Source organism: Clostridium sp. LIBA-8841, assembly GCF_057782475.1.
In genome coordinates this window covers 2,494,998-2,514,327 of the sequence record NZ_CM173488.1, presented here as the reverse complement: position 1 = coordinate 2,514,327, position 19,330 = coordinate 2,494,998, and the positions used below count along the sequence as shown (strand labels likewise).

The following is a 19,330-nucleotide window of genomic DNA, read 5'->3' as shown; positions in this document are numbered from 1 at the left end:
ATAAACAAAGGGGGCAAGACATATGGGGATATTTAAGAACTATATAGCTAAAAGAATAGGATTTTTAATAATTCCAATATTAGCTATGATAATTGTTTTGGGAATAGATAGCTTTTTCCCTTATCTTCAAAAGATATTTGTTGATGATATTTTATTAGGTAGTGATTCAAGCAAGTTAGGATTATTCTTTGGAATTTTCTTGAGCCTAGCACTTTTACGTGGGATTTTAGGATACATTAAAGAATTTATGTTTGATAAATTTTCCTTAAATGTGAGTAAAGAAATAAGAACCGATCTTTTTAAAAAAATTCAAAGTTTTGAGTTTTCATTTTTTGATAGTACCAATACAGGAGAACTTATGTCTAGGATTGGTGAGGATGTAGATATTGTTTGGGAAACTATTTCCTACGGTCTTAGATTATTTATAGAGGGCATAATATTATTTATAATTTCTGTAACCATAATGATGAATATGAGTCCTTCTCTTACAATAACTTGTTTAGTGATTTTACTTCCAGTGGGATTCTTAGCTATTTTAGTAAATAAAAAATTTGAAAGAAATTATTCTAAAATAAGTGATAAAGTGGCTGATATAAATCTTATGGCACAACAAGACATTGCAGGAATAAGGCTTGTGAAAGCTTTTGCTAGAGAAAAGCATGAAACTGAAAAATTTTTAAAGGTTAATAAGGATTATTATGACTTAAATATAACTCAAGCCAGGATTTTAAGTAATTTCTTACCTGCAATTGATCTTTTAACAAATTTAGCACCGGTGGCTATGATAATTTATGGAGGCTATTTATCTATTAAAGGACAAATTACTATGGGAACACTTTTAGCTTTTAGTAGTTATATTTTGAATCTATCTTTTTGTGTAAGAAATTTAGGATGGCTTGTTAATATGATGTCTCAAAATAGAGCTTCAATGGATAAAATATTTAATATTCTTAAGAGAAAACCACAAATAACTTCTATAGAGAATCCTTATGATCCAGATATACTTAAAGGTGATATAGAATTTAAAAATGTTTCATTTAAATATAGTGAAGAGGAAGTATTAAAGAATATAAATTTAAAGGTGCCAGCAGGAAGTACTGTTGCTATTATGGGAGAAACAGGATGTGGTAAAAGTTCAATTCTTTCTCTTATAGGAAGACATTATGATGCTGCAGAAGGGACAGTATTAATTGATGGTGTGGATGTTAAGAAATGGGATTTAGATAAATTAAGAAGTAATATGGCAGTAGTATTTCAAGACACATTCTTATTTTCAGATTCCATAAGAGATAATATAGATTTTGGTGGAAGTAAAAGTGAGGAGGAAATAATAGAGGCCTCAAAAGATAGTTGTGCATATGAATTTATAAATGAAATGCCAGAAGGGTTTGAAACAGAAGTTGGTGAAAGAGGTTTAGGGCTTTCAGGAGGACAAAAGCAGAGGTTAGCTATAGCTAGAGCTTTAGTAAGAAAAACTCCAATATTAATTTTAGATGATGCTACTTCAGCTCTTGATATGGAAACAGAATTTAAGGTGCTTAAGAATTTATCTAAAAAGCAAAAAAAGGCTACAACCTTCATAATAGCTCACAGAATATCTGGGGTTAAGGATGCAGATATAATAATTTTCATGAAAGATGGAGAAATAGTTGAGATGGGAAATCATGAAAGCTTATTAGAGAAAAAGGGATATTACTATAGCATATATCGTCACCAATTCCAAGATTTGGAGTTTATACAAGAGGTGATTTAAAAGAATCTAAAAAGTTTTAGAAAAATAACATTAAGCTATAGTAGAAAAGGGGGAAGGAATAATGGAAGAGATTAATGAGAAAAAAACTCATAAATGGAAGACTATTAAAAGACTTTTAAAATATGTAGTTCCATACAAGTGGAAAACTTTAGGGATAATATTAATGCTTTTATTGATTATGAGTTGTAATACATTAAATCCATATTTAATGAAGGTATCCATAGACAAATTTGTTTCAGTTGGAGATGTAAAAGGATTATTAGGAATAGGCCTAGTTTTAGTTTTATTAAATATAGTAGCAATGGTGCTTTCTAAAATAAGAACCATGTCTATGAGTAAAATAACAAATCAAATATTAGTAAATATAAGACATGAGCTTTATACTCATATACAAACTTTAAGTTTTTCATTTTTTGATAATAGGCCAGTAGGAAAAATTTTATCTAGAGTAGTTGGAGATGTTAATGCATTAAATAATCTTTTAAATAATAGTATTGTGAATTTAATACCAAATCTTTTTACAATTTTATTAGTTATTTTTATGATGTTTTTAATGAATCCAAGCCTTACTTTGGTTTGTCTTGTAGTTTTACCATTTCTTTTTGCAGGAATGTTTCTTATTGAAATAAAAGCAAATAAGAGATGGAGCGTTTTTAGAGAGAATAGATCATCACTTTTAGGATATACTCATGAAGTCTTTTCAGGAATGAAAGTTGTTCAAGGGTTTAGTAGAGAAGAGTATTCAAGAGAAAAGTTTAAGAATCATTTAAATGGACATGCTAATGGTTTTTTACATGCAGTTAGACTTCAAGATTATTTTTGGCCAACGGTAGATATATGTAGAGGATTTGGAATTGCTATTGTGCTTTTTGCAGGATATAAATTAACAAATGGAGGAAGTCTATCTCTAGGAACTTTAATGGCTTTTATAATGTATATTGAAATGCTATGGAGACCAATAATGAATTTATCAGCCTTTTATAATGCTTTTGTTACTAACCTTTCGGCAGCTGAAAGAATTTTTGATATTATGGACACCAAAAATGATATGGTAGCAAATGCATCTGAGAAGAAGCTTCCTAAAATTAAGGGAGAGGTTCATTTTGAAGATGTTACTTTTTCTTATGATGATGATGGAAATCATGCCTTAAAGGATGTAACATTTACTTTGAATCCTGGTGAAAAAATAGCCTTAGTTGGAGAAACTGGTGCTGGAAAAACTACAATAACTAATCTTATAAGCAGATTTTATGATCCAACAAAGGGAAAGATTTTTATAGATGGAATAGATATAAGCTCTGTTGATGTAGAAAGTCTTAGAAGTCAAATGGGAATAATGCTTCAAGATTCATTCCTTTTTGCTTCTTCAATTAAAGAAAATATTCGTTATGGTAAATTAGATGCTACAGAGGAAGAAATAATTGAGGCAGCAAAGGCTGTTAACGCTCATAGTTTTATAGAAAAACTTGAGGACGGATATGACACAAATGTTAATGAAAGAGGTTCAAGACTTTCTTTAGGACAAAGACAATTAATAGCTTTTGCAAGAGCTTTAATTGCAGATCCTAGAATATTAATCTTAGATGAAGCTACAGCCAACATTGATACTGAAACCGAAAGATTGGTACAAGAAGGAATTAGAAAGCTTATGGATGGTAGAACATCTATAGTTATAGCTCATAGACTTTCAACAATAAGAGATTGTGATAAGATATTTGTTCTTTCTCATGGAAAGATTGTTGAAGAGGGAAATCATGAAGAGTTATTGAAAAGAAAAGGATATTATTATAATTTATACTGTGCACAATATAGCTTTTTAAAGGAAGCTTAAAAGAATTTATTAAAAAATATAGAAGAGGCTTTTAGAGTCTCTTCTATATTTTTTATTATTATTTATGCACATATATCAAATTTGTTAACTTCATTAAGTGTAATAGATGTATTATTTTTCTTAAGCCAATCGCTCCAAGTAGTTTTAAAGTTACCTTCTTGCTCTTGTACATAGTTATAAAAATTAGTAAAGAAATCTAAGCGTTCTTTAGTTGGAAAAGAAGCTATGTTATGTTCTTTTAATCCAGAAAGTGCTAATTGTCTCTGTATTATTTCATCAAGAGTAGCATTTTTATAGTTTTTAACAATATCATACATAATCATAAAGGTTGTTGTTCTTCCTATCCCTTCTTTACAATGAAAGTGAAGCCAAGTATTTTTAGGCATTGTGTTTATATACTCAATAAAATAATCTACCATATCATCAGTAGGAAGTTTTCCATCAGTTACAGGAATTCTAACATAAGACATTGAATTAGATGTAACTAATTGATTTTCTGAAAAAACTTTTTTGGGAACAACATTTAATTCAGGATGATTAAAAAATTTTAATGGCGCTCCTATTGGAATACTATTTAAGCTATTTATTTCATTATAAATAACTTCTTTTTTGCTTAAGCCAGCATTAGCATTATTTTTTGCATTTTTCCAACTAACAGGGTATTCATTGATAAAACCATGGGATTCTTGACGCAAATCAACAATGGCTATTGGAAGTTCAGTTTTTATTTCATTTACCAAAAGGGATAAATTTTCAGGCGAAAATTGCTGACTACCTGAACTATTAAGAGTATCTAATCCTTTTAGATTTAAATTAGGTACAGTCTCTAAATTATCTAAATTTGATGTTGTACGAAAATTATGAGGTAAATTAGTAATGTTTTTGGTATCTAAAACTAGATGTACATCATTTTCTTCAGCAGCTACAAATAAAGTATCATTAACTAAAAAACCTCCTAAAATACTTAATATTAAAAAAAGAATAAAAGCGTTTTTCTTCAAAAACTTAAACACGGTTAAATCACCTCAACATATATTTTCTAGTATAATTACTAATTTTAGTATGGCATTAAATAACTTTTATATGTATTAAGAAGTAATATTAATTATTATATAAATGAAAAACTCATCATTTAATTTAAGTGATGAGTTTTTTAGAGGATATTATTGAGAAAATATAAAAACTTTGTTTTAGAAAAGCAATTAAGATATATTTTAATGATTATAGGAATATATTTATATATTGGGAAGTAATTTTCAAAGAGTTTGGAATAAAAATTATTTTAGTTAAAACTGTTAATCTATTTAAATTTTACTGTAAATGTTTACTAAAGATTTTTATTTGCAAGCAAGGAGAAATACTATTTGAAAGTGAAAAGTTAAAATATTTTGAGAGGGGAGATTTTTAAATGAATAAGAAAAAAATTAAAAAGCTTATTAAGAGTGCTTTAGCTACTACTTGTGCTGTGAGTGTAATAACATCAACCTCAGTTACTGCTTTCGCAAGTTATAATGGAGAGGAACCTAAAGAGAGGGAAGAAGGCCAAAGGATAGAAGCTGAAATTTATCCAGTTCCTCAAACCTTAGAACATTCATCAATAGAAGGTATGAGTTTAGAAGGAGAGGTTAATGTAGTTTATCATGGGGAGCAAGAGATGGCAACATCTGTAAGACTTGAAAGAGCCTTAAATGAAAGTAACATTCCTTTTGTTGTATCAGATAATATTGAAGAGGGAAAAGCTAATATCATAATTTCTTCAGAAGGAGATCATTGTGAAGAATGTTTAGATGGGAATTTAGAAGACAGCGATGTTTTAAGTAGAAAAGAAGGCTATATATTAAAAACAAGTAATGATGTTAATTCAAAAGGAAATATATCTATAATAGGTTCAGATAAAGATGGTGCTTATTATGGAGTTTTAACTTTAAGTCAGATTTTGGAGCAGTCTAATGAAGATGAAAAGTTTGCAGAGGTTGTTATAACTGACTATCCAGAAATAGAATTTAGAGGATTTATAGAAGGATTTTATGGAGTACCTTGGAGTCACGAAGATAGAATGAGTCTTATGAAGGATACTAGTGAGTACAAGATGAATACTTATATTTACGCTCCTAAAGATGATCCTTATCATAGAGCAAATTGGAAAGAGCTATATCCAGAAGAAGAGGCTAAGCAAATAGCTGAACTTGCTAAGGCAGGGGCAGAGAATAACTTTAATTTCTGTTGGACAATCCATCCAGGGGCTACTCTTAAATTTACAGATGAGGATTTTGAGGCTCTTATAAACAAATTTGAACAGCTTTATGATTTAGGAGTTCGTCAGTTTGGTGTTCTTTTTGATGATACAGATGATTGGTCAAGAGGACAGATGCAAGCTGAGTGGATTAATAGAATAGATACAGAGTTTGTTAAGGCTAAGGGAGACGTGGCGCCTATGATAGTTATATCTGCAAGATATAACTCAGCTTGGGGACCAAATATGGATAGATATTTTAAGCCTTTTATGCAAACTTTACATGATGATATACAAGTGATGTGGACAGGACATGCAACAATGTCCAATATATCTAAGGAAGTTTTTGAGTGGCCAAAGATTCAAACAGGAGTTGATAAGGATTTAGCTGTTTGGTGGAACTATCCAGTAAATGACTATTGTGATAGTAGAATATTGATGGCTCCACTTCATAATTTAAATCAAGATTTAGATAATGTTAGTGGATTTTTCTCAAATCCAATGAATCAAGCAGAGGCTTCAAAGGTAGCTCTATATAGTATAGCTGATTATACTTGGAATACTGATGAGTTTAACTATATGGAAAGTTGGGAAACTTCTATAGAAAAATTTGTACCAGAAGCAAAAGAAGAATTTATGAGATTTGCTTCCAATATATGTTACCTAAAGGATGATGGAGGAAAAAGTGGTCCCTTTGAGTATGATGAGTCATGGTATTTAGTAGAAAAAATAGATGCTTTAAAAGATGCTATTAAAAATGGAGAGTCAACTGTAGAATCAGCGAAAGCTTTATTAGAAGAGTTTAAATTAATAATATCAGATTATGAAAGTATCACAACTAAGATTACAAATGAAAATCTTTTAGATGAAATAAAACAACATTTAAATGCTTATAAAGCTTTAGGAGAAGCTGGTGTAGCATCTATGGAAGCTATAATTGCTGCGGAAGAAGGCAATGTTGAAGAGTGGCTAAATAAAAGTAATCTTGCTGAGGAGAAACTTGAACTTATGACTACTTATAAGATTATAAGTGGAGAAGGAGATGGAGAAAAAGAAAATGTAGTTGCTGTTGGAGAAAAGAGACTTAAGCCTATAGTTGAGGAAACTATAGAGTTCTCAAAAAGTATGATTAGTAATTCCTTATTACCAGATTCAAATGCAGAATTCAATACTTCAGTTGAAGGAATTGAAAATGTAGAGGTTAAGTTTGAGAATGGTAATTATAGTGTATCAAATATTGAGAATTTAAACTTAAAGGAAAATGATTATGTTGAAATGGTTCTTCCTAAGGCTTCAAAATTAAGAAAGATAAACTTAGATGCAGATTCTTATGAGGGATTAGAAATTCAGTATTCTCTAAATGGATTAGAGTGGAGTAATGCTGAGGCTAATTTAGAGGATGGTATTTTAAGTGTAAGTGAGGTTTTAGATGCTACTTTTGTTAGAGTTGTTAATACTTCACAAGAGCCTAAAACTATAAATTTAAATAAATTAGAGCTAGTACCAGTTTATAAAGCTAAACCAACAATAAAAGAAAATATAGGAACTTATCAAAATTATACTATAGATAAAGCTATAGATGGAAACATGGATACTAAATATTGGTCAGATAAAGCAACAGGAAAGGGACATTATGTACAAGTGGATTTAGGTGCTACTATACCTCTATATGATATAAAGACTCATTTTGCACAAACTGATTATATGAGAAATTCTGAATATTTGATTTCAGAAGATGGAGTTAATTGGACTTCTTTAGGAGAACTTAAGTATTCAGATGAGGGTGGAAAAAAAGTCGCTACAGCTAATGCTGAAGGAAAATTAGCAAGATATATTAAGATTGAAGCTAAAGGAGAAAATAGTGGTTATTGGGTTCAAATACATGAAATAGAATTTAATAAAACAGTGCCAGATATGGGTGATAGCTCAGTATCATTAGTTACTGGGACACCTTTAGGTAATTTTGAAAACCTATATGATGGAGATTTATCAACAGCTTATGAGCCTGATGCTGTAGAAGAAGGAGATGCATTGGTTTATAAAATGACTAAGATAACAAATATGAAAGAGTTAATATTCTTACAAGATGAAGAAAGAATATCTGAGGCAAAAATAAGTGTTAAGGGATTAGATGAAAATTGGAAAGAAGTTGGAATATTAGATAGTCAGCTAAATACCTTAACTGTAAATGATGTTATAACTGAAGTTAAAATTGAATTTGATGCTTCAAAATCAGTACCAAAGATATATGAGATTATAGCTAGAGAAAGAGAAGAAAAAGAAGAAATAATAGTAAACCCAGTAAGAAATTTTGTGACATCTGAAATTAATAAAAAGGATGTAACTGTAAATTGGGAAGCTCCAGAGCATACATTTGGCTTAGAAGGATATATTCTCTATAAAGATGGAAAGAAGGTTGGAGAAGTTCCGGCAAATGAAACAAGCTATACATTTAAAGGTTTAAATAGGCATACAATCTATAACTTTAAAGTTGCAGCTAAATTCTCAAATGGAGAACTTTCAAGTAAAGAGTCTCTAACTTTAAGAACTGATAGATAATTTTATAGAATGAGTTTAAAAATAGAATAGATTTAAGGGATATATCAAAATACAATAATAAAATTTATAAATTCTTAGGGGAATTTAGTGGTTTTTAGAGTGTATTTATAGGTTTTATTAAAATCTTTTGATATATCCTTTTTTATTTAAGTTAAAAAGCGTATAGCACCAACAAAATACATGTTGAAATTCTAAAGAAATAATAAAGGTTAATTGTGATATTATACAGTGTTTTAGATATTTTAAATATTTTATTAAGTTAAATAATATTTTGGAACAATAAAGTTTAATTCAGAACTATTTTTAGTCATAATTTGGTAAATATATGAATATAATATATAATGTCGAGAAATATTTTGCAGAAATAGAACGAAAATAAAGAGGTAAACATAATTACTAAAAGTAAACAATGTTTTATCTACTGTGTAAATTTTTTCTCAGAACAATTATTATTACAGCTTATAATGGGAGAGGGGATTTATATGAAAAAGAAAAAGATTAAAAAGATTATTAAGAATGCATTGGCAGCTATGTGTGCTATGAGTATTATAACTTCTACATCTGTTACGGCATTTGCTAGTTATGTAGGCGATGAATATAGTAAGGAAGATGCTTATTCAAAAGTAGAGGCTGAAATATATCCAGTGCCACAAACTTTAGAACATTCATCCTTAGAAGGTATGTCTTTAGATGGAGAAGTTAATGTTGTTTATCATGGGGAACAGGAGCCAGCGACTTCAGTTAGACTTGAGAGAGCTTTAGGTGAAAATGGAATCTCATTCACTGTTTCAAGCGAGGTCGTAGAAGGAAAAGCGAATATTATAGTTTCATCTGATGGTGAACATTGTTTAGGATGTTTAGAAGGAAACCTTGAAGAAAGTGATGTTCTAACTAGAAAAGAAGGATATATTTTAAAAACAAGTAATGATGAGAACTCTAAAGGAAATATATCTATTATTGGATCTGATAAAGATGGAGCTTACTATGGAGTATTAACATTAAGTCAAATATTAGAACAATCTACTGAGGATAATAAATTTGCAGAGGTAGTTGTTACTGATTATCCAGAAATAGAGTTTAGAGGGTTTATAGAAGGATTCTATGGAACTCCATGGAGCCATGAGGATAGAATGAGTCTTATGAAGGATACTAGTGAGTATAAGATGAACACTTATATTTACGCTCCTAAAGATGACCCATACCATAGATTAGATTGGAAAGAGTTATATCCAGAGAAAGAAGCACAGCAAATAGCAGAGCTTGCACAAGCTGGAGCAGAAAATAATTTCAATTTCTGTTGGACAATCCATCCAGGGGCAACTCTTCAATTTACTGATGAGGATTTCGATGCTCTTATAAATAAATTTGAGCAGTTATACGATTTAGGTGTTCGTCAGTTTGGAGTATTATTTGATGATACGGATGATTGGAGAAATGGACAAAAACAAGCAGAGTGGATTAATAAGATAGATAGAGAGTTTGTAAAGGCTAAGGGAGATGTTGCTCCTATGATAGTTATATCAGCGAGGTATAACTCAGCATGGGGTCCTAATATGGATAGATACTTTAAACCATTTATGCAAACTTTAAATGAAGATATACAAGTAATGTGGACAGGTCATGCTACAATGTCCAATGTTTCTAAAGAAGTATTTGAATGGCCGAAGATACAAACAGGAGTAGATAAGGACCTAGCTGTTTGGTGGAACTATCCCGTAAATGATTACTGTGATAGCAGAATATTAATGGCTCCACTTCATAACTTAAGTCAAGACCTTGATAATGTTAGTGGATTTTTTTCAAATCCAATGAATCAAGCAGAAGCATCAAAGGTAGCTTTATATAGTATAGCTGACTATACTTGGAATACTAATGAGTTTAATTATATGGAAAGTTGGGAGAAATCAATAGAGGCGTTTGTTCCAGAAGTAAAAGAAGAATTTATGAGATTTGCTTCAAACACATGCTATTTAAAAGATGATGGTGGAGCAAGTGGTCCATTTGTATTTGATGAATCATGGTATTTAACAGAGAAGATAGATGCTCTTAAGGCAGCTATGGATAACGGAGAATCAACATTAGAGTTAGCTAGAGAATTAAGAAATGAATTTGCTTTAATTGTTTCAGATTATGAGAGTATTACAACTAAACTAGAAAATAAAAATCTTTTAGATGAAATAAAGCAACATCTAAATGCATATAAAGCTTTAGGTGAAGCTGGGGTATCTGCAATGGATGCTTTAATTGCATCAGAGGAAGTAAATTTAGAGCTTTGGATGAATAGTAATAAATTATCTCAAGAAAAATTAGAATTAATGGATACATTCACTGTTGGAAGTTTGGAGGGAGATGGAGAAAAAGATAATATAGTTGCAGTAGGAACAAAGCGTTTAAAACCTATAGTTATTGATGTTCTTAACTTTGCTAAAGAAAATATAGGAAAAGCTATTTTACCACAGTTCCATGGTAAATTTGACACTAACCTTTCAAATATTGAAAATGTAGAGGTTTCATATGAGAATGAAGGAAGTTATTCAATTAAAGAGTTAGAAAAAGTGTCTTTAAAGAAAGATTCTTATTTAGAAATGGAATTACCTAAAGCTACAAAAGTAGAAGAAGTAAGCTTTAAAGCAGATCAATATGAAAATATAGAAATTCAATATTCATTAAATGGAATAGAATGGAATAAGGCTGAAACTATAGTAGAAGAAGGAACTTTAAAAGCTAAGAAGGTAGTGGATGCTACATTTATTAGAGTTTTAAACAATGGAAAAGCTAAGACTATAAATGTAGAGAATTTTGAAGTATTACCACTTTATAAAGCAAATCCTTCTATAACAGAAAATATAGGGACTCATGAAGATAATGTTATAGCTAATGCAATAGATGGAAACATGGATACTAGATATTGTTCTAATAGAGAAACAGATGCGGGAGATAAGATAGAACTTGATTTAGGTATAGTAAAACCAATTCATGATATAAACACATACTTCCATCCAAATGATTTTATAAGACATTCTGAGTATATGATTTCAGAAGATGGTGAAAATTGGATATCGCTTGGAGAATTACAATATACATCTAAGGATGGAAAAATGGTTGCATCTGCTAATGCACAAGGACAAATGGCTAGATATATTAAAATAGAGTCTAGTGGTCATAACTATGATTGTTGGGTACAAATATATGAAATAGAAGTTAATAAAACAGTAGAAGAAGTTGATGAAAGTGCAGTTCAGTTAGTTGAAGGAACTCCAAAAGGAGATTTTACTAAATTATATGATGGTGATTTATCAACAGCTTATGAAGCAGAGACTATAAATGAAGGAGATTCTTTTGTTTATAAGTTAAGTAGAACTACTGATGTTTCAGAACTTGAAATATTACAAGATAAAGAGAATATTTCTGAAGCAAAAGTAAGTGTTAAAGATTTAGATGGAAATTGGACAGATGTTGGAATTTTAGATGAGCAAATAAATAAATTACCTGTTAATAATAAAATAACCGAGGTTAAATTTGATTTTGATTCTTCAAAACCAGCACTAAAACTATATGAAATTATAGCAAGAGAATCTAAAGAGATTGTATCAAATCCAGTAAAAGAGTTTGCTTCAAATGAAGTAGATAAAAATTCAGTTTCAGTATATTGGAATACTCCAGAACGTACTATTGGATTAGAAAGTTATATACTTTATAAAGATGGTAAGATGGTAGCTGAAATTCCAGTAAGTGAAACGACTTACAAATTTGAAGGATTAAATAGACATACAATCTATAATTTAAAAGTTGCAGCTAAATTCTCAAATGGAGAGATTTCAACTAAGGAATCCATAACACTAAGAACAGCTAGATAATATCTAATAGTATCTAGAATATAGTAAATTAGGCTTTATAAAAGTTTTTTTTAATACTTTGGTAAAGTCTAATTTTATTTTATTAAGATTTTAATATACTTATATATTGTAAGTAAAGAGTATATATAAATATAATTAAGTATAAAGAAAAATACGTTTAGTCTTGTATAAGAGTTTAAAATTGTCGCTGATTTTAAGCTCTGTATAATTGACTCTCTTAAAATCAGCATTATCTTGAGGTAGAGACTAAAGTTAAAATTGATTTTCTTGAAGGAGGATTAAGTAATGAGCAAGATTTTAAAATCAATAAGTGAAGAGGATTTTAAAGAAAAGATTCATATAAGATTTAATAATATATTAAATGGTTTAGATACTTATTCAAATGGGCTTTTAGAGTATGGCGGTAAAGAAAAGAGTTTTGAGGAAAAAGAAGAGGACTTTATAAACTTCTTCAATGAACTTTTTGAACTAGAAGAAGGGGAGGTAATAGTTGATTTTTATATAAAGAATTTAGATAAGGAAAGTAAGAATAGGCTTTTAGAAAACTTAGAAGGGGATGACAAAGAAATACTTAAGAATCATATTGAGAGTGATGATATAAATAGTGTTTTTTTTGAATGTCAATCCAAAGAGCTTATGTCTTTTATAACTAAACTTAATACAAGAGAACTTTTCTTTTGTACAGTTTATTTAAGAAAAGTTCCTATGACCATATGGGGAAATTATAATTTGAGTTTTCCTATGTTTTTTAAGGAAAAAGATGTTTTAGAAATTTATAAAGATTTAGCAAAAAAGAATAATTTAGAAGTAAGAGGAGTAGTAATAAAGTAAGAAATTATTTTTGAGGGAATTTATGAAATTCTTGCGTAGAATAGTGATTGCTTTTTTAGCTATATTATTAATAACTATTGGTTCCTATTTCCTTATGCCTATTAAAATAGGTACGGCTTCTAATATGTTTAAGGAAAGACCAAAGTATATAATCATAACTGAGATGAAAGTTGATATTAATGGAATTCCAAAAGTTGAAGCTTACGAAATAGGGAATAAGAATACCATAGAAAATTTATATAATGGACTTAAGGATATAAAAATACTAAAAACTTTTAAAGACTCATCAAGTTTAAATTCATACGGAGTTTATATGGGTGAAGAGTATATGCTTATATCATTAACAGATGAGTTTGTTAGAATTGGTAATGAAACATTTAAGGTAATAAATCAAGATGAAGCCTATAGTGACTTACTTAGTGAAATAAAAGAAGGTTTTATTAAAAGCCAAAAGAATATGTAAAGTAAAATAGAGGGAGTGTATACTCCCTCTTAATTTATGTATTATTTAACTTCAAATATCCATCCTTCAGGAGCTTCCACATCTCCAAATTGCATTCCTGATAAAAGTTCATAAAGTTTTTTAGTAGTAGGACCAACTTCAGTTTCACTATAGAAAACATGAAGTTTATCTTTATATTCTATTCCTCCTATTGGAGTTATAACAGCAGCTGTACCACAAGCACCAGCTTCAGCGAATTCATCTAAGTTATCTATTAAAACATCTCTCTCGAATACAGGCATTTTTAAATAATCCTTAGCTATTTGCATTAAAGAATATTTTGTTATACTAGGTAGTATTGATTCTGAATATGGAGTAACAAATTCACTTTTTTTTGTTATTCCAAAGAAGTTTGCAGCTCCAACCTCTTCAATTTTAGTGTGAGTTGCTGGATCTAAGTATATACAATCAGCAAAGCCTTTTTTAGCTGCTATTTCATGAGCTTTCAAGCTTGCTGCGTAATTTCCACCAACTTTAGCGGCACCAGTTCCTTTAGGAGCAGCTCTATCATAATCTGCAATCATAAAGTTTACAGGTTTCATTCCGCCTTTAAAGTATGGCCCAACAGGAACGCAGAATACTGAGAATATAAATTCAGGAGCAGATTTAACTCCGATATTATCACCAACACCTATCATGAAAGGTCTTATGTAAAGAGTTGAACCAGTACCATATGGAGGTACAAATCTTTCATTAGCTTTAACAACTTGCATACAAGCATCTATAAACTTTTCAACTGGTATTTCAGGCATTAAAAGTTTATCACATGATCTATTCATTCTTTTAGCATTTTCATCTACTCTAAAAAGTTGAATCTTTCCATCTTTTCTTCTATAAGCTTTTAAACCTTCAAAGCATTGTTGTCCGTAATGAAGCGCAGTTGAAGCTTCACTTATACTCAATTTGTTGTCTGTAACTAATTTTCCTTCATCCCATTTACCATCTTTATAATGAGAAATATAACGGTAATCTGTTTTCATATAAGAGAAACCAAGATTATTCCAATCAATAGCTATCTTTTTATCCATAGTTTAACACTCCTATCAAAGTTTAATACTATTTAATTTTATCACTTTATTAAGAAAAATGAAAGATTAAAGAATAAAAATTGCAAAATAAAATTATTTTAATGTTAAAATTTAAAATAAATAATGTGGAAATAATACAAAAAATTAATATTTATTACTATCCTCTTATATGAAACCAAAGAAAATTTTATGATATAATGTAAGAAAAAACAAATATAAGAGGGAGAAGGGTATGGAGAAATTTTACGAATTAAGTATTAAAAGTGAAGAATCAGCATTACATAAACTAATAGCACCAGTTATGATTATATCTTTGTTTTTTGCGGCAGGAATATTCATGTTTGTAGGATTAATACCGGCATTAATCTTTTTATTAATAATATGTTTACCACTTTTTATAGCAAAAAGACTATCTATGGTTGAGTATGATTATGAATTTACTGATGGAGAACTTGAGATAAGTGCTATTTACGAGAGAGTTAGAAGAAAAGTAAAGGGTAATATAAATTTAAGAGAAGTTGAAATCGTGGCACCTTTAGGTAATAGTGAACTTAAGAGATACTCTAATGCAAAGGTCAAAAAATGCTATAATAAGGTTCAAAATGATAAAAAAGTTTATGTTATTGTAGTTAGATGGGAAACTAAGATGGTTGCATATGAAGTTTTAATAAATCAGAAAATGCTGGATTTATTTTTCTTTTCAAATCCTCAAAAGGTTATTAGATAATAAAAAAAATTATAAAAATACTATGATTTTGATATGCTAAAATCATAGTATTTTTTTATGATATAAATACATAAAAAATACATAGAATATATTTATAATATGCAAATTGTGTAAAAATATGAATTATGTAAACAAAAGATTTTAAAAGTGTTAAGGCGTATTGAAAAAACAATAAATAAGAATTATTATTAAATAAAAAATATACATAAAATTAGTTTATATAGGAGGTGTTTTTTTGAAGAATAAATGCAAAGTTTTAGATGGTTTATTTTTGACATTACTTTTAGAAATATCTGTGCTTCTTATAATACTATCTTTAAGGTTAAAAAGTTTAAACTTAGAGGACTTTATATTAATAGGGATAATCATAGTGATTTCTTTTTTTGCATACTTAAAAGGGTCAATATTTTCTATAATTTCAAGTATAATAACCATATTTATATATGCATCCTTAAACTTATATAATAACTTTGTAAAGTTAGAAGAAGTAAGTCCTAATGTGTACATATGGATAATTTTTATTCCAATAATAACTATAACTGTAGGATGTTTTTCAACAGTTTTAAATCAAATTCAAGAAGAGTATATGAAAATTAAAGAATCACATGAAAGTTTAGTTACAATAGATAAAAGAACAGGTTTAAGTAATCTAAGAGGATTTTATCAAGATATAGGAAGAGGAATGAGTAGGGCTAAAAGAAGAGGATATCCTTTAACACTTATGATTATAACTTTTCCATATTTTAATGAATTCAAATCCATATTAGATCCAAATAGTTTAAAAGAGCTAGAAGTTGATATAGCCGATGCTTTAAGTTCTTCAGTTAGAAATGAAGATATGACTTATAAATTTGGAGAGGATTATTTTGCTGTATTAATGGAAGAGACAGATTTGAAAGGAGCAGAAGTAGTTAAGAGAAGATTAAAGGAGAAACTTCAAAATATAAGTAAGAGAGTTAAAAATAAAGATGAAAGTATTATGTTAGAAGTTAAAATAGGAATCGCTCAATATGATGAAAATATTAAAAATGCCATAGAATTTAAAGAAATAGCTGAAAGAGAATTAGAGTTTGATGTATAAAAAGGTTTTAGCACTTTTTTTATCAGTACTTCTAATATTTTTGGTAGTTCCATTAAAGAAAACTATGGCATTGAGTAAAGAAGAAAAAGTTTTAATAGTGTATGATAAGGAGACTATTTTTTCTTTAGATTATAATATTTTAAACTCTGTAAGTGAATTACTAGGGGCTTACGGAAATAAAAAAGCTGAAACTATGAATATTGATGATTACAAAAAGGGAGATGTTAATAGCTACAATTATATGATAGTAATATCTCTAAATGGAAATAGAGAAAATAAGACGTTATATAATGATTTAAACAATTATACTGGAAAAATATATTTTATAGGAACAGGCTTAGAAAAGTATTTAGATTTAAAAAAATATGATTTAGAATATAGAATTCAAAACATAAATGTACAAGAGGTAAATTATAATAGGGATGATTTTAAAGATGATGGAGAAACAAAGAAGTTTTACATAAGTAAGAATATTAATTCAGTAGTTATAAATCCTGAAGAACTTAATAAAGTATATTCATATGTTAGTGATGGAAGAGAACAGTATCCCAATATGTGGGTTAAAAATAACTTATATCACATGTCTCTTTTGCCTGATGAAACTATGAATCTTTTCATGTTAGCTGATTCTTTAAATGATTTCTTTCAAATAAATAGAGAAGGAAAACCAAGAATCTTTGTAAGAATAGAAGATGTTCATCTTTTTAGAGATACAAATGAGTTAAGAGAAATGGCTGATTATCTATATGGAGAAGGAATACCATTTATTATAGCTCTTATACCAACATATAGAAATTTAAAAACTGGCCATGTAACTAAGCTTTCTGATATGCCAGAGTTTGTTGATACAATAAAATACATGCAAGATAAAGGGGGAAGTGTAATTTTACATGGATATGATCATGGTGGATTTAAAGGTGCTAATGATGATGAAGATTTTGAGTTTTGGGATGAAGAGAATAATTCACCTGTTACTTGGGATTTAAGTACATATATACATGATAATATGGGAGATGCTATAAAAGAGTGTGTAAAAAATGGGATTTATCCTTTAGGTTTTGAGGCACCACATTATGGCATGGATTCAAAGGGATATAAGGAGATTAAAAAATATTTTTCAACTTATGTTGGACAATACCAAAGTAGTGATGATAATTTCACAACAACATCATATCCTTATATATTAAAGAACACTGAATGTTTCAACATGTTAATACCTGAAAACTTAGAGTATGTAGATCCTAATGATGAGATGTGGTTTAATAATTTAAAGAGAAACTACGATATTTTAAATATAGTTAGAGCCCCAGAAGGTGGATTTTTCTATCATTCTTTTGTAGGTATGGATGATTTAAAGAAGATAATTAATTTCTTAAAGTCAAATAATGTTGAGTTTTTAAATATGAAAGACTATAACAATTGGGTTAAATGGGAAGGTATAGAGGTTAAATCCAGTGATGGAGTTGTTTCCACAAACTATTCTCAAGATAACTTAAATGAAGAGCAAAATATCAATGGGAATAAGGGAGTTGTAAATAACATAAATAATATATTAATTTTTGTTGTTGGAGGATTTATTATAGTATTTATAATAATCTTTATAAACTTCAAAATAAAAGGAAAGAAAAAGTTTTATAGGTGATAATATGAGTAATACAGTAGTAAATTATTTATTTCTATATTCCTTAGCTTCTATATGGGTATTACTTCTAGTCAACATAATCTTATCTTTAGGTGGTTATAAGTATTATTCTTACATAAATAATAAAAAGTTTCCTCTTCTTAAGGATAGTGAATGTCCTACAGTATCAATATTAGTTCCAGCCCATAATGAGGGAAGAGTTATATATAAGACAGCAAAATCCCTTCTGTCTTTTAATTATCCAAAGGATAAGATGGAGCTTATAGTTATAAATGATAATTCAAGCGATAATACAGGAGATGAATTAGAAAGAGCAAAAAGAGACTTCCCAGAATGTATTTTTAAAATAATAACAACAGATAGTGTAACAGGAGGCAAGGGAAAGTCTAATGCACTAAATTTAGGATATAAGGAGTCTACTGGAGATTATATAGCCATTTATGATGCTGATAACACAGCAGAAAGCTTAGCCTTAAGGCATTTAATAACTAGAATTCATAAAGACAGAACTTTAGGGGCTGTTATAGGAAAATTCAGAACTAGAAATAAAAAGAGAAATCTTTTAACTAAATTTATAAATATAGAAACTTTAAGTTTTCAATGGATTGCACAAGCTGGAAGATGGCAACTTTTTAACTTATGTACAATTCCGGGAACCAATTTTGTTATAAGGAGAAGTATAATAGAGAAACTTGGTGGATGGGATACTAAAGCCATTGCAGAAGACACAGAAATAAGTTTTAGAATATATCAATTAGGATATAAAATAGCCTTTCATCCTTTAGCAGTAACATGGGAACAAGAGCCACAAGTTTTAAAGGTATGGTTTAAGCAGAGAACAAGATGGGCAAAGGGGAATATATATGTTTTAGCTAAGTATATAAAAACAATATTTAAAGGTAATTCCAAGACTGTAATGTTTGACATATCTTATTTTTTCACAGTATACTTTTTATTTTTAGCATCTGTTATTATATCTGATATTTTATTTATATTGGGAATATTTACAGATATAAAGGTTAAGGTTTCGGCGAATTTCTTAATATTATGGATATTAGCCTATGTTTTGTATATCTTAGAAGTTTCAATAACATTAACCATAGAAAAAGGTGAAGCAACCATTGAAAATATTTTTTTAGTTGCAATAATGTATTTTACATATTCACAACTTTGGTTAATTGTAACTATAAATGCAATGATTCAATATGTTAAAGATAAATTGTTCAAAAGAGAAGTTAAGTGGTATAAGACGGAAAGGTTTGATTAACAGAAGATTAGAGGTGATA

At 28.9% G+C, this 19,330-nt stretch carries 12 protein-coding genes; 10 read left to right on the top strand and 2 right to left on the bottom strand.

Annotated features, from left to right (window positions below; all coding sequences use genetic code 11):
• Nucleotides 1-22: 22 nt before the first annotated feature.
• Both AC2A4K_RS10855 and AC2A4K_RS10850 read left to right on the top strand, forming a co-directional pair.
• On the top strand, nucleotides 23-1,753 hold the full coding sequence (locus AC2A4K_RS10855; protein ID WP_322502509.1) for an ABC transporter ATP-binding protein: 1,731 nt from the start codon (nucleotides 23-25) through the stop codon (nucleotides 1,751-1,753).
• Nucleotides 1,754-1,814: 61 nt separating this feature from the next.
• Nucleotides 1,815-3,584, top strand: a complete 1,770-nt coding sequence (locus tag AC2A4K_RS10850; RefSeq protein WP_322502508.1) for an ABC transporter ATP-binding protein — start codon at nucleotides 1,815-1,817, stop codon at nucleotides 3,582-3,584.
• 62 nt (nucleotides 3,585-3,646) lie between these two features.
• Here AC2A4K_RS10850 and AC2A4K_RS10845 read toward each other — a convergent pair whose 3' ends face one another.
• Nucleotides 3,647-4,597, bottom strand: coding sequence for a fused DSP-PTPase phosphatase/NAD kinase-like protein (locus tag AC2A4K_RS10845; RefSeq protein ID WP_322502507.1), 951 nt, complete (start codon nucleotides 4,595-4,597; stop codon nucleotides 3,647-3,649).
• Between the two features lie 395 nt (nucleotides 4,598-4,992).
• On the opposite strand from AC2A4K_RS10845, the gene AC2A4K_RS10840 reads away from it, so the two are divergent.
• The 4 genes from AC2A4K_RS10840 (at nucleotide 4,993) to AC2A4K_RS10825 (ending at nucleotide 13,527) form a co-directional block, all read left to right on the top strand.
• A complete protein-coding gene (locus AC2A4K_RS10840; RefSeq protein ID WP_322502506.1) occupies nucleotides 4,993-8,376 on the top strand; it encodes a beta-N-acetylglucosaminidase domain-containing protein in 3,384 nt (1,127 codons plus the stop codon).
• A 482-nt stretch (nucleotides 8,377-8,858) separates the two neighbouring features.
• Nucleotides 8,859-12,233 carry a beta-N-acetylglucosaminidase domain-containing protein gene (locus tag AC2A4K_RS10835; RefSeq protein WP_322502505.1) on the top strand — a complete coding sequence of 1,125 codons (3,375 nt, stop codon included), beginning with the start codon at nucleotides 8,859-8,861 and terminating at the stop codon, nucleotides 12,231-12,233.
• Between the two features lie 285 nt (nucleotides 12,234-12,518).
• Nucleotides 12,519-13,064 (top strand): hypothetical protein, encoded by a 546-nt coding sequence (locus AC2A4K_RS10830; RefSeq protein ID WP_322502504.1) that lies wholly within the window; start codon nucleotides 12,519-12,521, stop codon nucleotides 13,062-13,064.
• Between the two features lie 22 nt (nucleotides 13,065-13,086).
• Complete coding sequence (locus tag AC2A4K_RS10825; RefSeq protein ID WP_322502503.1) at nucleotides 13,087-13,527, top strand: thioredoxin domain-containing protein; 441 nt, start codon at nucleotides 13,087-13,089, stop codon at nucleotides 13,525-13,527.
• Between the two features lie 41 nt (nucleotides 13,528-13,568).
• On the opposite strand, the gene AC2A4K_RS10820 is transcribed toward AC2A4K_RS10825, so the two are convergent.
• Nucleotides 13,569-14,594, bottom strand: coding sequence for a branched-chain amino acid aminotransferase (locus AC2A4K_RS10820; protein WP_322502502.1), 1,026 nt, complete (start codon nucleotides 14,592-14,594; stop codon nucleotides 13,569-13,571).
• Nucleotides 14,595-14,826: 232 nt separating this feature from the next.
• On the opposite strand from AC2A4K_RS10820, the gene AC2A4K_RS10815 reads away from it, so the two are divergent.
• The 4 genes from AC2A4K_RS10815 to AC2A4K_RS10800 all read left to right on the top strand — a co-directional run bounded on the left by AC2A4K_RS10815 (nucleotide 14,827) and on the right by AC2A4K_RS10800 (nucleotide 19,311).
• On the top strand, nucleotides 14,827-15,321 hold the full coding sequence (locus AC2A4K_RS10815) for a DUF6106 family protein (protein ID WP_322502501.1): 495 nt from the start codon (nucleotides 14,827-14,829) through the stop codon (nucleotides 15,319-15,321).
• Between the two features lie 235 nt (nucleotides 15,322-15,556).
• Nucleotides 15,557-16,402: a GGDEF domain-containing protein gene (locus tag AC2A4K_RS10810; protein WP_322502500.1), complete on the top strand. Its 846-nt coding sequence runs from the start codon at nucleotides 15,557-15,559 to the stop codon at nucleotides 16,400-16,402.
• Nucleotides 16,395-18,044: a DUF2334 domain-containing protein gene (locus AC2A4K_RS10805; protein WP_322503247.1), complete on the top strand. Its 1,650-nt coding sequence runs from the start codon at nucleotides 16,395-16,397 to the stop codon at nucleotides 18,042-18,044. The genes AC2A4K_RS10810 and AC2A4K_RS10805 overlap by 8 nt, the downstream gene beginning before the upstream one ends.
• A 4-nt stretch (nucleotides 18,045-18,048) precedes the next feature.
• Nucleotides 18,049-19,311: a glycosyltransferase family 2 protein gene (locus AC2A4K_RS10800; protein WP_322502499.1), complete on the top strand. Its 1,263-nt coding sequence runs from the start codon at nucleotides 18,049-18,051 to the stop codon at nucleotides 19,309-19,311.
• The last annotated feature ends 19 nt before the right edge of the window (nucleotides 19,312-19,330 follow it).

Excerpts from the sequence above, each read along its gene's own strand:
- AC2A4K_RS10850 (WP_322502508.1), top strand. The coding sequence starts at position 1,815 with ATGGAAGAGATTAATGAGAAAAAAACTCATAAATGGAAGACTATTAAA.
- AC2A4K_RS10800 (WP_322502499.1), top strand. The coding sequence starts at position 18,049 with ATGAGTAATACAGTAGTAAATTATTTATTTCTATATTCCTTAGCTTCT.
- AC2A4K_RS10855 (WP_322502509.1), top strand. The coding sequence starts at position 23 with ATGGGGATATTTAAGAACTATATAGCTAAAAGAATAGGATTTTTAATA.
- AC2A4K_RS10830 (WP_322502504.1), top strand. The coding sequence starts at position 12,519 with ATGAGCAAGATTTTAAAATCAATAAGTGAAGAGGATTTTAAAGAAAAG.
- AC2A4K_RS10815 (WP_322502501.1), top strand. The coding sequence starts at position 14,827 with ATGGAGAAATTTTACGAATTAAGTATTAAAAGTGAAGAATCAGCATTA.
- AC2A4K_RS10835 (WP_322502505.1), top strand. The coding sequence starts at position 8,859 with ATGAAAAAGAAAAAGATTAAAAAGATTATTAAGAATGCATTGGCAGCT.
- AC2A4K_RS10825 (WP_322502503.1), top strand. The coding sequence starts at position 13,087 with ATGAAATTCTTGCGTAGAATAGTGATTGCTTTTTTAGCTATATTATTA.
- AC2A4K_RS10840 (WP_322502506.1), top strand. The coding sequence starts at position 4,993 with ATGAATAAGAAAAAAATTAAAAAGCTTATTAAGAGTGCTTTAGCTACT.
- AC2A4K_RS10820 (WP_322502502.1), bottom strand. The coding sequence starts at position 14,594 with ATGGATAAAAAGATAGCTATTGATTGGAATAATCTTGGTTTCTCTTAT.
- AC2A4K_RS10805 (WP_322503247.1), top strand. The coding sequence starts at position 16,395 with ATGTATAAAAAGGTTTTAGCACTTTTTTTATCAGTACTTCTAATATTT.